Origin of the sequence: Simplicispira sp. (assembly GCF_028687295.1) — a bacterium.
Lineage (GTDB): Bacteria > Pseudomonadota > Gammaproteobacteria > Burkholderiales > Burkholderiaceae_C > Simplicispira > Simplicispira metamorpha.
In genome coordinates this window covers 6094-19079 of record NZ_JAQUAL010000054.1, presented here as the reverse complement: position 1 = coordinate 19079, position 12986 = coordinate 6094, and the positions used below count along the sequence as shown (strand labels likewise).

General features: G+C 66.1%; 11 protein-coding genes. 5 read left to right on the top strand and 6 right to left on the bottom strand.

The features are described from left to right. A partial coding sequence (locus PHX69_RS08050) for an FKBP-type peptidyl-prolyl cis-trans isomerase (protein WP_288043228.1) occupies window positions 1-323 on the top strand: 323 nt, incomplete at its 5' end. Window positions 324-619: 296 nt separating this feature from the next. Next, entirely contained in the window at window positions 620-1915 is a 1296-nt protein-coding gene (locus PHX69_RS08045) for a DUF445 domain-containing protein (protein WP_288043227.1), read from the top strand. Window positions 1916-1938: 23 nt separating this feature from the next. On the opposite strand, the gene PHX69_RS08040 is transcribed toward PHX69_RS08045, so the two are convergent. The 5 genes from PHX69_RS08040 to purU all read right to left on the bottom strand — a co-directional run bounded on the left by PHX69_RS08040 (window position 1939) and on the right by purU (window position 6457). Further along, window positions 1939-2664, bottom strand: a complete 726-nt coding sequence (locus tag PHX69_RS08040) for an LrgB family protein (protein ID WP_119014801.1) — start codon at window positions 2662-2664, stop codon at window positions 1939-1941. After that, window positions 2648-3025, bottom strand: coding sequence for a CidA/LrgA family protein (locus PHX69_RS08035; protein WP_288043226.1), 378 nt, complete (start codon window positions 3023-3025; stop codon window positions 2648-2650). The genes PHX69_RS08040 and PHX69_RS08035 overlap by 17 nt, the downstream gene beginning before the upstream one ends. Before the next feature lie 9 nt (window positions 3026-3034). After that, complete coding sequence (locus PHX69_RS08030) at window positions 3035-4543, bottom strand: FAD-linked oxidase C-terminal domain-containing protein (RefSeq protein ID WP_288043225.1); 1509 nt, start codon at window positions 4541-4543, stop codon at window positions 3035-3037. Between the two features lie 189 nt (window positions 4544-4732). Beyond that, the gene (locus PHX69_RS08025) at window positions 4733-5596 is read right to left on the bottom strand and encodes a LysR substrate-binding domain-containing protein (RefSeq protein WP_119014799.1); all 864 of its coding nucleotides are present in this window, start codon (window positions 5594-5596) and stop codon (window positions 4733-4735) included. A 12-nt stretch (window positions 5597-5608) separates the two neighbouring features. Further along, window positions 5609-6457, bottom strand: coding sequence for a formyltetrahydrofolate deformylase (gene purU / locus PHX69_RS08020; RefSeq protein WP_288043223.1), 849 nt, complete (start codon window positions 6455-6457; stop codon window positions 5609-5611). A 55-nt stretch (window positions 6458-6512) separates the two neighbouring features. On the opposite strand from purU, the gene PHX69_RS08015 reads away from it, so the two are divergent. From PHX69_RS08015 to PHX69_RS08005, 3 genes are all read left to right on the top strand, one after another. Then, window positions 6513-9185 carry a sensor domain-containing protein gene (locus PHX69_RS08015; protein ID WP_288043222.1) on the top strand — a complete coding sequence of 891 codons (2673 nt, stop codon included), beginning with the start codon at window positions 6513-6515 and terminating at the stop codon, window positions 9183-9185. Between the two features lie 237 nt (window positions 9186-9422). Then, on the top strand, window positions 9423-11873 hold the full coding sequence (locus PHX69_RS08010) for an adenosylcobalamin-dependent ribonucleoside-diphosphate reductase (RefSeq protein ID WP_288043221.1): 2451 nt from the start codon (window positions 9423-9425) through the stop codon (window positions 11871-11873). A 19-nt stretch (window positions 11874-11892) separates the two neighbouring features. Beyond that, the gene (locus PHX69_RS08005) at window positions 11893-12438 is read left to right on the top strand and encodes a hemerythrin domain-containing protein (protein ID WP_288043219.1); all 546 of its coding nucleotides are present in this window, start codon (window positions 11893-11895) and stop codon (window positions 12436-12438) included. Window positions 12439-12511: 73 nt separating this feature from the next. Here PHX69_RS08005 and PHX69_RS08000 read toward each other — a convergent pair whose 3' ends face one another. Then, complete coding sequence (locus PHX69_RS08000) at window positions 12512-12808, bottom strand: BTH_I0359 family protein (protein ID WP_119013418.1); 297 nt, start codon at window positions 12806-12808, stop codon at window positions 12512-12514. Between the last annotated feature and the right edge of the window lie 178 nt (window positions 12809-12986).

The following is a 12986-nucleotide window of genomic DNA, read 5'->3' as shown; positions in this document are numbered from 1 at the left end:
GCCTGGTCTATGAAAGCCTCAAAGAGGGCACCGGCGCATCGCCCAAAGCCAGCGACACTGTGCGCGTGCATTACCGTGGCACCTTCCCCGAGTCGGGCAAAGAGTTTGACAGTTCCATTGCGCGCGGCCAGCCCATCGAGTTTCCACTCACGGGCGTGATTCCTTGCTGGACAGAGGGCGTGCAGAAAATGAAGGTCGGCGGCAAAGCCAAGCTGACCTGCCCACCCGCCATTGCCTACGGTGCGCGCGGGGCTGGCGGTGTGATTCCACCCCATGCCACGTTGCATTTTGAGGTGGAGTTGCTGGGTATTGCTGGAAAATAAGGTCAGTTGTGCTGTGGATGGTGGCTGTTTTACGCCACCGTTCCGGTGGGTTTCGGTCTTCGCCACCTACCGCTTCGGGGTTGGTTTGCCATTCTGGTGCGGCAGGGTTGGCACGGTATCTGGTGTTGTGAACTCCTGAATTGATAGCTGATTGCGCTTACTGCGCAAGGGTTTAGATACCTATTTATATTGAATTCAGCCAGGGGTATGCGCAAGCAGCTCACTTTTTGATAGTTCCCTACTGCGGCAGGCTACCTCTGAAAACGATTGCGTGCAGCACCACAAGGAGCCCAGCCATGTCTGAACCCATCCTTGCGCAAGCCCTTGCTCTGCGGCGTGCCAAGCGCCAGGCCCTGGCGCTGCTGTTGTTGGCCACCGCGGTGTTCATCGCCACCAGCCTGGGGCCACGCGGTCTGTGGCTCGATGGCCTGAAGGCGGTGGCCGAGGCCGCCATGGTTGGCGCGCTGGCCGATTGGTTTGCGGTGCGCGCGCTGTTCCACCGTGTGCCGATTCCGTTCATTGCACGGCACACGGCCATCATCCCGCGCAACAAAGACCGCATCGGCGAGAACCTGGCCCGCTTCGTGCGCGAGAAATTTCTGGGCGCTGATTCGCTGGTGGCGCTGCTGGGCCGCCACGATGTGGTGGCGCATCTGGCGCAGTGGCTGACGGCGCCGGGCAACAGCCGGGTGCTGGGCCAGCAGGTGGCGCGCATGCTGACGGCGGCACTCGACACGGTGCAAGACCGGCAGGTGGAGCATTTCATCCAGAAGGCGGCGCGCACGCTGATCGGCCACATCGACCTGTCGCAGGCCATGGCCCGGGTGCTGGATGCGCTCACGCACCAGGGCCGCCACCAGGCGCTGCTGGGCCAGGCACTGGAGCGGCTGATTGCGCTGCTACAGCAAGATGATGCGCGTGCCCTGATTGCGCGCACGCTGGTGCAGTGGCTGAAAAAAGAGCATCCGCTCAAAGAAAAAATGCTGCCCACCGATTGGCTCAGCGACAAAGGTGCGGCCATGCTCGCCCACGCGCTGGAGGGGCTGTTGGCCGAAGTGGCCGCCAACCCCGAGCACCAGTTGCGCGCCAAATTTGACGACGCGGTGCAGTTGTTCATCACCCGGCTCCAGCACGACCCGGACTGGGCGCGCAAGGCCGAAGAAATCCGCCACTACCTGCAAACCAACCCCACGCTGGGCAACTACGTGCAGCAGTTGTGGCAAGACCTGCGCGCCGCATTGCAACGCGATCTGGCCGACGAGCATTCCGCCGTGGCCCGCAATGTGCGCGCGATGGGCCAGTGGCTGGGCCAGTCGCTGGCCCAGGACGCGGCGCTGCGCCAGGCGCTCAACGAGCGGCTGCAGGTCTGGGTGCAGGCCCTGGCGCCCGATGTGGCGCAGTTTGTCGCCCAGCACATCGAAGACACGGTGCGCCGCTGGGATGCCCAGGAGATGTCGCAACTGATTGAGCTGAACATCGGCAAAGACTTGCAGACCATCCGCATCAACGGCACGGTAGTGGGCGGGCTGATCGGGCTGGTGTTGTTCACGCTCTCGCACGCGGGCGATATCTGGCGTGCCGTGCTGCGGTAGGTGCTGCGCTGGATGCCAGAACGTTAGAGCAGTTTGAACACCAGCGGCATCAGCACGGCGGCCAGCACCACCTGCATGCCCAGCGCCAGCCCGGCATAGGCGCCTGCTTCAGCGTGTACTTGCAGCGCGTGGGCGGCGCCAATGCCGTGCGATGCGGTGCCCAGCGCAAAGCCGCGCAGCGCCATGCCTTCGGCGTCGGTGGGCAGGCGCATCAGGTCAAACAGCCAGCGCCCTGACAGCGCCCCCACCATGCCAGTGAGCACGGCAAACACGGCGGCCAGCGCGGGCACACCGCCAATCTGCACCGCGATGCCCATGGCCACCGGCGCCGTCACCGATTTGGGCGCCAGCGACAGCAGCACATCACCGGGCAGGCCCAGCGCCCAGCCCAGCCCCACGGCGCTGACCGCCCCCGCAGTGCCGCCCGCCAGCGATGCCAGCACCAGCCGCCCCCAGCGCGCGGCCAGCGCCGCCCGGCGCTGCCACAGCGGCCAGCCCAGCGCCACCACGGCAGGCCCGAGCAGAAAGTGGATGAATTGCGCGCCGGAAAAGTACGTCGGGTAGGCCGTGCCCGTGGCCAGCATCAGCGCCGCCAGCACCGTGACCGACAGCAGCACCGGGTTGGCCCAGGGCGCGTAGCCCGAGCGCAGGGCCAGGGCCTGCGCCAGCACATACACCGCCAGCGTGGCCGTCAGCCCGAACAGCGGTGCCGACGAGAGGTAGACCCACAGTTCAACGAAGTTCGGCATCGCCCGCTTTCGGTGGCGTTGGCGCTGGGGTTTGCCACAGGCGCAGCACCAGCGCCGTCACGGCCATGCCGATCCAGGTGGACAGCACGATCACCACCACCAGCCCCAGGCCATGCGTGCCCAGCAGCGCCAAGTGCGTCATCACGCCCACGCCCACGGGCACGAACAGCAGTGACAGGTGGGTGAGCAAAAAGCCCGCTGCTGGTGCAATGGCCTGCTGCACAGGCGCCCAGCGCAGTGCCAGCAACAGCAGCACCATGCCCACCACCGGCCCGGGCACGGGCAACTGCAAGAAGTGCGATAACGCTTCGCCCGCCGACTGCATCAGCAGCAGCAAGGCCAGGCCTTGTAAGGGTTTCATCCGCTGTACCTAGAAACGGGGGAGTTCGGGGTGCTGGAGCTGCCCGGCGCGCACCAGCATTTTTCCGTACTCGGCACAGCGGTGCAGCGTCGGGATGACCTTACCGGGGTTGAGCAGGCCCTGGGGGTCGAAGGCCGTTTTCAGTGCCAGCATCTGTGCGTTTTCTTCGGCGGAGAACTGCACGCACATGCTGCTGAGTTTCTCGATGCCCACGCCGTGCTCGCCCGTCACCGTGCCGCCCATGGCCACGCTGGTTTCCAGGATGTCGGCGCCAAACAGCTCACAGCGGTGCAGCTGGTCGGGGTCGTTGGCATCGAACAGGATCAGCGGGTGCAGGTTGCCATCGCCCGCATGGAACACGTTGGCACAGCGCAGGCCGTATTTCTTTTCCATCTCCTGGATGGCCAGCAGGATGTCGGCCAGGCGCTTTCGGGGGATGGTCGAGTCCATGCACATGTAGTCGGGGCTGATGCGACCGCTGGCTGGGAAGGCGTTTTTGCGCCCGCTCCAGAAGCGCAGGCGCTCGGCTTCGTTCTGGCTGACGGCAATGGCGGTGGCGCCTGCGGCGCGCAGCACGGCGCTCATGCGTTCGATTTCTTCCTCCACCTCCTCGGGCGTGCCGTCGCTTTCGCACAAAAGAATGGCCTCGGCGCTGAGGTCGTAGCCGGCGTGGACAAAATCCTCGACGGCGGCGGTCATGGGCTTGTCCATCATCTCCAGCCCGGCGGGGATGATGCCGGCGGCAATCACATCGGCCACGGCGGCGCCAGCTTTGCGCACGTCGTCAAAGCTGGCCATGATGCAGCGCGCCAGCTGCGGTTGCGGGATGAGCCGCACGGTCACTTGCGTGACCACGGCCAGCATGCCTTCGCTGCCGATGATGGCGGCCAGCAGGTCGTAGCCGGGGGCGTCCAGCGCCTGGCTGCCGAAGGTGATGGCTTCGCCCTCGGCGGTAAAGCCCTGCACTTGCAGCACGTTGTGCAGCGTCAGCCCGTATTTGAGGCAGTGCACGCCGCCCGAGTTTTCGGCCACGTTGCCGCCGATGGTGCAGGCGATCTGGCTGCTGGGATCGGGTGCGTAGTACAGGCCGTAGGGCGCTGCCGCCTCGCTGATGGCCAGGTTGCGCACACCGCACTGCACCACGGCAGTGCGGCCCACGGGGTCGATGTGCAAGATCTGGTTGAACTTGGCCAGCGACAGTGTCACGCCCATGGCGTGGGGCATGGCGCCGCCCGACAGGCCGGTGCCCGCGCCGCGCGCCACCACCGGCACGCCCAGGCGGTGGCAGGTTTGCAGCACGGCCTGCACCTGGTCGTGGGTTTCGGGCAGCACCACCACCAGCGGGCGCTGGCGGTAGGCAGTGAGGCCGTCGCACTCGTACGGGGTGGTGTCTTCGGCATTCCACAGCAGGGCGTGTGCGGGCACAGCGTGCGAGAGGGCTTGCACCACGGCAGCCTGGCGCGCGGAGCGCTCGGCAGGCGAAGGGGTGGCGGCAGCGCTGGGGTGGGCGGTGTTCATGCCTGCCACTGTAGGCGATGGCAGGCCGCTTGTGCGCTGCGCGGGCCGTGAGTTTTTTTGCAACGCAGCGTGAAATGGGCCTCGGGCCACGGTGCGCAGCAGCACATTAATACAATCAAAAATGATAGCTTCTAACGCCCGCTGTGAAACGGCTGGAGCCTTGTTTGGCTTGATAAATCGGCAGCCGCCTTAGGCCATGGTTTTGCGCAGCCAATCGGCAAAAGCGGCGCATTCCCAGCGGTCCATGGTGCCGGTGCGCCAGCACAGGTAGTGCGCATGCGGGCTGGGCGCGTCGATGTCGAACAGGCGCACCAGCGTGCCGTGCTCCAGCCAGGGTGCGCCCAGCTTGAGCCGCACCAGCGCCACGCCCATGCCTGCGGCGGCGGCGTCGCACATCAGGCCGATGTCGTTGAACTGGGAGCCAGCGTGGGGCTCGGGCCAGTCCAGTGCGGCGGCGGCCAGCCAGGTGCGCCAGGGCTCCAGCGCACTGCGCAGCAGCGGCGTGTCTTCCAGGTCGTGCGGGTGCTCGAAGGGGCCGTGCTCGCGCACAAAGGCGGGCGAGGCCAGCGGCGTGACCACATCGCGGGCAATTTCGACGTGTTCGACATCGGCGTAGTGGCCTGCGCCAAAGCGCACCATCAGGTCGGCGTCCTCGGCCACCACGTCCAGCAGCGGGATGGACACTTGCAGCGCCAGATCGATTTCGGGGTAAGCCTCGGTGAACTGGCGCAGGCGCGGGATCAGGATGGCGCGCGCAAACGTGGGCGTCACCGCCAGCTTGAGGCGGCGCTTGCCCGGCGTGCCCAGGGCTCCGGGAAAGCGCTGCAACGCGCCCAGCCCTTCGCGCACATGGGCCAGGTAGGTGCTGCCGTCGGTGGTGAGGGAAAAATCTGCCCGCCCGAACAGGCGCGTGCCCAGAATTTGTTCGAGCTGCTTGACGCGGTGGCTCACGGCGCTGGGCGTCACGCACAGCTCATCGGCGGTGAGCGTGACGCTGCGCAGCCGCGCCAGCGCCTCGAACGTGAGCAGGCACTGGATGGGCGGGATGCGCATGGACGCCAGGCGTTAGCGAAACACCACGGTTTTGTGGCCGTTGAGCAGCACGCGGTGCTCGCTGTGCCACTTCACGGCGCGCGCCAGCACCTGGCTTTCGGTGTCGCGGCCCCGGGCGGTGAGGTCTTCCACGGTGTCGGTGTGGTCGGCGCGGGCCACGTCTTGCTCGATAATCGGGCCCTCATCGAGGTCGGCTGTCACGTAATGGGCCGTAGCGCCAATCAGTTTCACACCCCTGTCATGGGCTTGGTAGTAGGGCTTGGCACCTTTGAAGCTGGGCAGGAAGCTGTGGTGGATGTTGATGGCGCGCCCTGCCAGTTTGGTACACAGGTCGTCCGAGAGCACCTGCATGTAGCGTGCCAGCACCACCAGTTCGGCCCCTTCGGCCTGGATGATTTCGTATTGTTTGGCCTCGGCCTGGACTTTGGTGGCGGCCGTGACGGGGATATGGTGAAAAGGAACGTTGTAGCTGGCCGCGAGCTGGTAGAAGTCGCGGTGGTTGCTGACAATGGCGCGAATATCTACCGGCAGCAGGCCCGATTTCCAGCGAAACAGCAAATCATTGAGGCAGTGCCCCTCGCGGCTGACCAGGATCACCGTGGGCAGCTTTTGCGACGTGGGGTGCAGGCTCCAGCGCATTTGGTAAGGCTGTGCGAAAGTGGCCAGTTGTTGCGACAGGGTGGCGTGGTCGTGCTGGGCGCAGCCAAACTGCACGCGCATGAAAAAGAGGCCAGTCACGGGGTCGTTGTACTGGGCTGCTTCTTCGATGTTGCCGCCGTGTTCAAGCAAGAAGCCCGAAACGGCATGCACCAGCCCTAAACGGTCGGGGCATGAAAGAGTAAGAACGTAGGCTTGGGTCATAGCGGCAAGATTGTCGCAGCATGGCCCGGTACACAAGGGTGCAATGGAACGATTGATGGATAAAAGCCGCAAGTGGGCTGGCTGGCGAGCGTGGCAGGGCCTGGTGCTGTACCTGGTGATGGGCCTTTGCTGGGTGGTGCTGGGCGATGCGCTACTGGACCGTCTGGTCACGAACCCCGACCTGCTGTCGCGCTACCGCGCGGTCAAGGATGCGTTTTATGTGCTGGTCACTGGCACGCTGGCTTGGTGGTTGCTGCGGCGCGCCCGCGCTGCCGACCACTTTCGCGCCGCCGCAGCGCAGCAAACCGCACATGTGCTGCGCCATGCGCCTGCGGGCATTGTGCGTGCCAGCGCCGACGGCCAGATACTCTGGGCCAACGAGCGCTTTTGTGAACTGACCGGCATGGGCCTCCAGGACTTGCGCCAGCACGAGTTTCGCAACGTCATCCGGCCTTCTGACCGCAACTGGGCCGATCACCAGCGCCAGCGCCTGCTGGCTGGCGAAATCGACCACTACCAGGGCGAGCGCCAGTGCCAGCGCCCGGACACGGGGGCCATCGTGCCCGTGGTGTGTACCGTCACGCTGGTGCCCCAGACGGACACCGATCCCGCCCACCTGGTGTGCGTGGTGCAGGACATCAGCGAGATACACGCCGCCCGCGCCGCCCTTGAGCGCAGCGAAACCGGGCTGCGCCTGGCGCTGGAGGGCAGCGGCAGCGGCATGTGGGACTGGGATTTGCGTTCCCGGCAGAGCACGGCATCGCCCAGCTTGCAGCGTTTGCTGCACTACCGGGGCGAGAATTTTGCGCAAGACTTTCACCTGCGCGAGCGGTTGCACCCGGATGAGCGCCGACGCCTGGTGGTGCGGGCACGCCACGCCATTGCCACGGGCGCGCCTTTCCAGGAAACCGTGCGCCTGCGCTGCTTTGATGGCCTGTACCGCTGGTTCATGGCGCGCGGTCAACGCCACCTCGATGCCACGGGCCAGCCCGAACGCTTCTCCGGGATCATCACCGACCTCAGCACCACGCACGCTGCCGAAGAGCGCCAGCGCCTGGCCGCCGCTGTGGTGGACAACACCCAGGAGGGCGTGGTGGTGGCAGATGCGCAAGGCCGCATCCTGTCGGTCAATGCAGCCTTTACCCGGCTGCTGGGCTACTCGGAAGAGGAGCTGCTGGGCAAAAACCCCAGCACGTTCAAATCGGGCCGCCACGACCGGGCGTTCTACGAAGCGATGTGGGCCACCATGCACCGCACAGACCACTGGCAGGGAGAAATCTGGAACCGGCGCAAGAACGGTGAGGTGTTTCCCGAGCACATGTCCCTGAGCACGGTGCGCGATGCGGCAGGCAACATCACGCACTATGTGTGCATTTTTTCCGACATCTCTGAGCAAAAAGTCCAGCAAGAGCGCCTGGAGTACCTGGCGCACCGCGATGCGCTGACCGGGCTGTCCAACCGCGTGTGGTTTCGCCAGCAGCTCGAAGGCGCGGTGCGCCAGGCACAGGCCAGTGGCGAGCAAATGGCCGTGCTGCTCATCAACCTGGATCGCTTCAAGGATGTGAACGACAGCTACGGCCACGCGGTGGGCGATGAGGTGCTGCAGCATCTGGCGCGCCAGGTGCGCACGGCGCTGCGCCCCGGTGATTTGCTGGGGCGCCTGGCGGGCGATGAAATGGCCGTGGTGGCGCGCAACCTGCGCCATGCCGAAGGCGCCGCTGCGGTGGCGCGCCAACTGATCGCTGCGGTGGCCGAGCCCTGGCGCTCGCCCGAGGGCCTGGAGGTGGTGGTGGGCTCCAGTGTGGGCATTTGCATGTTCCCCGAGCACGCCGACACTGCCGAGCTGCTGTTGCAAGGCGCACACTCTGCCGTGTATGGCGCCAAGGCGCGCGGGCGGGGGGCGCTGTGCTTTTTTGCCGAAGAGATGACGCTGGCGGCGCGCGAGCGCCTGGAGCTCGAGTCGCGCCTGCGCCAGGCCCTGTTGCAAGGGCAATTGCTGCTGTACTACCAGCCCCAGGTGGACATTGCCAGCGGCCGCATCATCGGCGCTGAAGCGCTGCTGCGCTGGCCCGACCCGCAAGAGGGCATGATTTCGCCAGCGCGCTTTATTCCGGTGGCTGAATCTTCGGGGCTGATCGGCCCGCTGGGCGAATGGGTGCTGCGCACCGCCTGCCAACAAGGTCAGCGCTGGCACGAGGCGGGCTTGCCCGCCGTGACCATTGCCGTCAACGTCTCGCCGCGCCAGTTCCAGCTCACTGATCTGGTCGCCTGTGTGCACAGTGCGCTGGCCGATTCAGGCTTTGCGGCCGACTGCCTGGAACTGGAGATCACGGAAAGCGCGCTGGCCGACCGTTTCGAAGAAACCCTGCAAGTTCTGCTGCGCCTGCGTGACCTGGGCCTGCACCTGGCGGTGGACGATTTCGGCACCGGGTACTCCTCGCTGGCACACCTCAAGCGCTTTCCGATTGATGTGCTCAAGATCGACCAGGGCTTTGTCCGCGACATTCCCCACAGCGCCGACGACATGGCCATCAGCGCCGCCATCATCGCCATGGGCCACAGCATGGGCCTGCGGGTGCTGGCCGAGGGCGTGGAAACCCCGGCGCAGCTGGCCTTTTTGCGCGAGCGTGGTTGCGACAGCTACCAAGGCTATCTGCGCAGCCGCCCCTTGCCAGCGGCAGACTTTGCGGCGCTCCTGGGGGCGCAGTCCACGGGCGCAGCGGGGTGAACACGCCGATGGCCTGACCGGCCCCATGGTCAACCCGGCCTGGGCAACCCGGTGGAATAATGGCGGCCTTGCCGCGTACCGGCAGGCCTGCCCGACACAGCAAAAATGGCGCAGCCTGCCTTGCAGGGCAGCGGTGTGCCGCCGGGAGGGCCACCGCCTGGGCGGCCCCTGCGGGGTAGCCCTATGGGCCTGCAACGCCGCCGCAGCCTCCCCCTTATTGACCCACACGGAAACAGCATGAAAAGAGAAAACCTGGGCCGCGCGCATGACGTGACGGCCACGCAACCCATCAGCCTGGATGTGCTGACCGAGAAATACCTCAAGGCCGGTGAAACCGGTGCTGAAGACCTGTTCCGCCGCGTGGCGCAGGCCCTGGCCAGTGTGGAAAAGCCCGAGCTGCGCGAAAAGTACGAAACCCTGTTTCTGGCCAACCTGCACGCGGGCGCCATCGGTGCCGGGCGCATCATGAGCGCCGCCGGCACCGACATCCAGGCCACCCTCATCAATTGCTTTGTGCAGCCCGTGGGCGACTGCATCCAAGGTGTAGACGATGAAGGCTTCCCCGGCATTTACGAGGCCCTGCGCGAAGCCGCCGAAACCATGCGCCGGGGCGGCGGCGTGGGCTACGACTTCTCGCGCATCCGCCCGCGCGGCGCTGAGGTCAAGGGCACGGCCTCAATGGCGTCGGGCCCCTGTAGCTACATCAACGTGTTCGACCAGTCCTGCTCCACCGTCGAGAGCGCGGGCGCACGGCGCGGCGCGCAAATGGGCGTGCTGCGCATTGACCACCCCGATGTGCTGGACTTCATCACCGCCAAGCGCACGCCGGGGCGCTGGAACAACTTCAACGTCTCGGTGGGCGTGTCCGACGCCTTCATCCAGGCCGTGCTGGACGACCAGCCCTGGGAACTGGTACACAAGGCCCCGCCCGGCAGCACCGTGCTGGCGCAGGGCGCCTACCAGCGCGCCGACGGCCTGTGGGCCTACCAGACCGTGCAGGCCCGCGACCTGTGGGACACCATCATGAAGTCGGCCTACGACTTTGCCGAGCCAGGCATCCTGTTCCTGGACCACATCAACACCGACAACAACCTGCACTACTGCGAAAAAATCGCCGCCACCAACCCCTGCGGCGAGCAGCCCCTGCCGTCCTACGGCTGCTGCGATCTGGGCCCGGTCATCCTGACGCGCTTTGTGCGCCACCCGTTCGGTCTGGACGGCAAAGCCACCTTCGACTTTGACTCCTTCGAAAAATCCGTCGCCCTGCAAGTGCGCGCGCTGGACAACGTGCTGGACGTGACCTTCTGGCCGCTGCCCCAGCAGCGCGACGAGGCCCATGCCAAGCGCCGCATTGGCGTCGGCTTTACCGGCATGGGCAACACCCTGGCCATGCTGTGCCTGCGCTACGACGCGCCCGAGGGCCGCGCCATGGCCGCGCGCATTGCCGAGCGCATGCGCGACGCCGCCTACAGCGCCTCGGTGGCGCTGGCGCGCGAGAAGGGGGCGTTTCCCAAATTTGATGCCGACGGCTACCTGGCACCCGGCACCTTTGCCAGCCGCCTGCCCGCCGCGCTGCAAAAAGACATCCGCAAATACGGCATCCGCAACAGCCACCTGCTGTCGATTGCGCCCACCGGCACCGTCAGCCTGGCCTTTGCCGACAACGCCTCCAACGGCATCGAGCCGCCGTTCTCGTGGATGTACAAGCGCAAAAAGCGCGAGGCCGACGGCAGCACCTCCGAGTACGCCGTGGAAGACCACGCCTGGCGCCTGTACCGTGAACTCGGCGGCGACGTCAACCAGCTGCCCGACTACTTCGTCTCGGCGCTGGAAATGTCAGCGGCCGACCACATCGCCATGATGGAGTCGGTGCAGCCGTTTGTGGACACGGCCATCTCCAAGACCGTGAACATTCCGGCCGATTACCCCTACGACGATTTCAAGGGCCTGTACCTGCACGCCTGGCGCGCGCGCCTCAAGGGACTGGCCACCTACCGGCCCAACAGCATCCTGGGCTCGGTGCTGGAAACGCACGCCGCCCCCGTTGCCGCTGATGCAGCCCCCGCCGCCCCTGCCGCGCCTGTGCTGATCGACCCCATGCGCACCGTGATCGAGAGCCGCCCTAAGGGCGCGCTGTCGGCAGTGGCTGAGAAGGTCGAATACTGGACGCAAGAGGGCAAAAAGCGCCTGTATCTGGTGGTGTCCTTCCTGCCCGTGCCCAACGCCGACGGCACTGGCACCGTAGACCGCGCCATCGAGTTCTTCATGCCCGTGGGCCAGAGCAGCGAGTCGCAGCAGTGGATGACGTCCAGCATGCGCCTGCTCTCGCTGGCCGCGCGCGGCGGCTTTCTGGAGCGTGCCCTGAGCGACATGCGCAAAGTGGTCTGGGACCGTGGCCCCGTGCGCCTGGGCGCCCACCAGAAGGCCGATGGCACCCAGGTGCCGATGTGGCACGACTCCGAAGTGGCTGCGGTGGCCTACGCCATCCAGAACATCCTGGAGCGCCGCGCCAAGCTGCGCCAGCAAGGCGCTGCCGCTTTGCCCCAGGCAGCGACTTCGGCCCCGTCACCGGCCACGCCGCCCGTGATGGCGGGCAAGAAGTGCAGCGAATGCGGCGCCCACGCCGTCATCCGCAAAGACGGCTGCGACTACTGCACCCAGTGCGGCCACCTGGGCACCTGCGGCTAAAGCGCGAAAGGGTGGCGCCATGACCGACATCGCTTTGCCCGGTTTTGGCGCCCCTGCCGTGGGGTTTGATACACCGTTTGCGCTGCTGCACGCCTGCCACGAGCGCGTGCAGCGCACCCTGGCCTTGCAGCACAAACTGGTGGGTTACCTGCACCAGCACACCTGTGACGCGCAGGCCCGCCAGGCCGCGCGCGATGTGCTGCGTTACTTCGACATCGCTGCGCCGCTGCACCATCAGGACGAGGAGCGGCATGTGTTTCCGCCGCTGCTGGCGCAGGGTGACGCGGCCACGGTGGCGCGCGTGCAGCAATTGCAGCGCGAGCACCTGCGCATGGCCGCTGACTGGCAGTGCGCCCGCCTTCCCCTGCAAGCCCTGGCCCAAGGCCAGCAAGACGCCTTCAGCCAGGACGACGAGGCCGCGCTGGCGCGCTTTGCCAGCCACTACGCCGCACACCTCCGCAGCGAAGAAGATGTTGTCTATCCCGCCGCGCAGGCCGTGCTGCCCGAAAGCACCCTGCGCGCCATGGGCCAGGAGATGCGCCAGCGCCGGGGCGCACCCGAATAGCGCTCCTGAATGTGTAGCTGTTAGCGCGCACTGCGCAAGGGCTGGAGGCTGATTTGGTTGTGAATGGGGCGGCTCAATGCACCACCACCGGGTTTTGTGCCAGACCGGTGTAACGGTCCAGGGTTTCTTCGACTTCTTCCTGGGTGGGGGTGTTGCGCTGCCAGGCCAGGATTTGCTGCTGGAACATCTCGGCCCAGGAGCCGTCCAGATACACCTCTTTACCCGAGCGCTTGTCCACGATCTCAAAGCCGTGGCGCACCAGTTGCGCCAGCGGCGCGGCGCTGCCGTCCGCAGTGGTGGCGGCGGGCTCCACGGCATCAGGGCGCATGTGGACGACCACAAAGGATTCAGAGTCGTAGAGCATTTGCATGGTGGTTCTCCCGGGGTCAGTGTGCAAGTCAGATGACAGCACGGGCGCACAGTTCAAGTCCTGTGGACGATCGTGGCGCTTCAGCCCAGTATTCCACGAAACCGTATGGCGCTGGCGCTGTGGCGTCTTTACCCGACATCTCGCTGCGTGTTGGCGCGCCCGCCGCAGGCCGCGCAGG

What these genes read in the sequence shown, in the direction of transcription:
- PHX69_RS08045 (WP_288043227.1), top strand. Translation starts at nt 620, where the DNA reads ATGTCTGAACCCATCCTTGCGCAAGCCCTTGCTCTGCGGCGTGCCAAG.
- PHX69_RS08040 (WP_119014801.1), bottom strand. Translation starts at nt 2,664, where the DNA reads ATGCCGAACTTCGTTGAACTGTGGGTCTACCTCTCGTCGGCACCGCTG.
- PHX69_RS08035 (WP_288043226.1), bottom strand. Translation starts at nt 3,025, where the DNA reads ATGAAACCCTTACAAGGCCTGGCCTTGCTGCTGCTGATGCAGTCGGCG.
- PHX69_RS08030 (WP_288043225.1), bottom strand. Translation starts at nt 4,543, where the DNA reads ATGAACACCGCCCACCCCAGCGCTGCCGCCACCCCTTCGCCTGCCGAG.
- PHX69_RS08025 (WP_119014799.1), bottom strand. Translation starts at nt 5,596, where the DNA reads ATGCGCATCCCGCCCATCCAGTGCCTGCTCACGTTCGAGGCGCTGGCG.
- purU (WP_288043223.1), bottom strand. Translation starts at nt 6,457, where the DNA reads ATGACCCAAGCCTACGTTCTTACTCTTTCATGCCCCGACCGTTTAGGG.
- PHX69_RS08015 (WP_288043222.1), top strand. Translation starts at nt 6,513, where the DNA reads ATGGATAAAAGCCGCAAGTGGGCTGGCTGGCGAGCGTGGCAGGGCCTG.
- PHX69_RS08010 (WP_288043221.1), top strand. Translation starts at nt 9,423, where the DNA reads ATGAAAAGAGAAAACCTGGGCCGCGCGCATGACGTGACGGCCACGCAA.
- PHX69_RS08005 (WP_288043219.1), top strand. Translation starts at nt 11,893, where the DNA reads ATGACCGACATCGCTTTGCCCGGTTTTGGCGCCCCTGCCGTGGGGTTT.
- PHX69_RS08000 (WP_119013418.1), bottom strand. Translation starts at nt 12,808, where the DNA reads ATGCAAATGCTCTACGACTCTGAATCCTTTGTGGTCGTCCACATGCGC.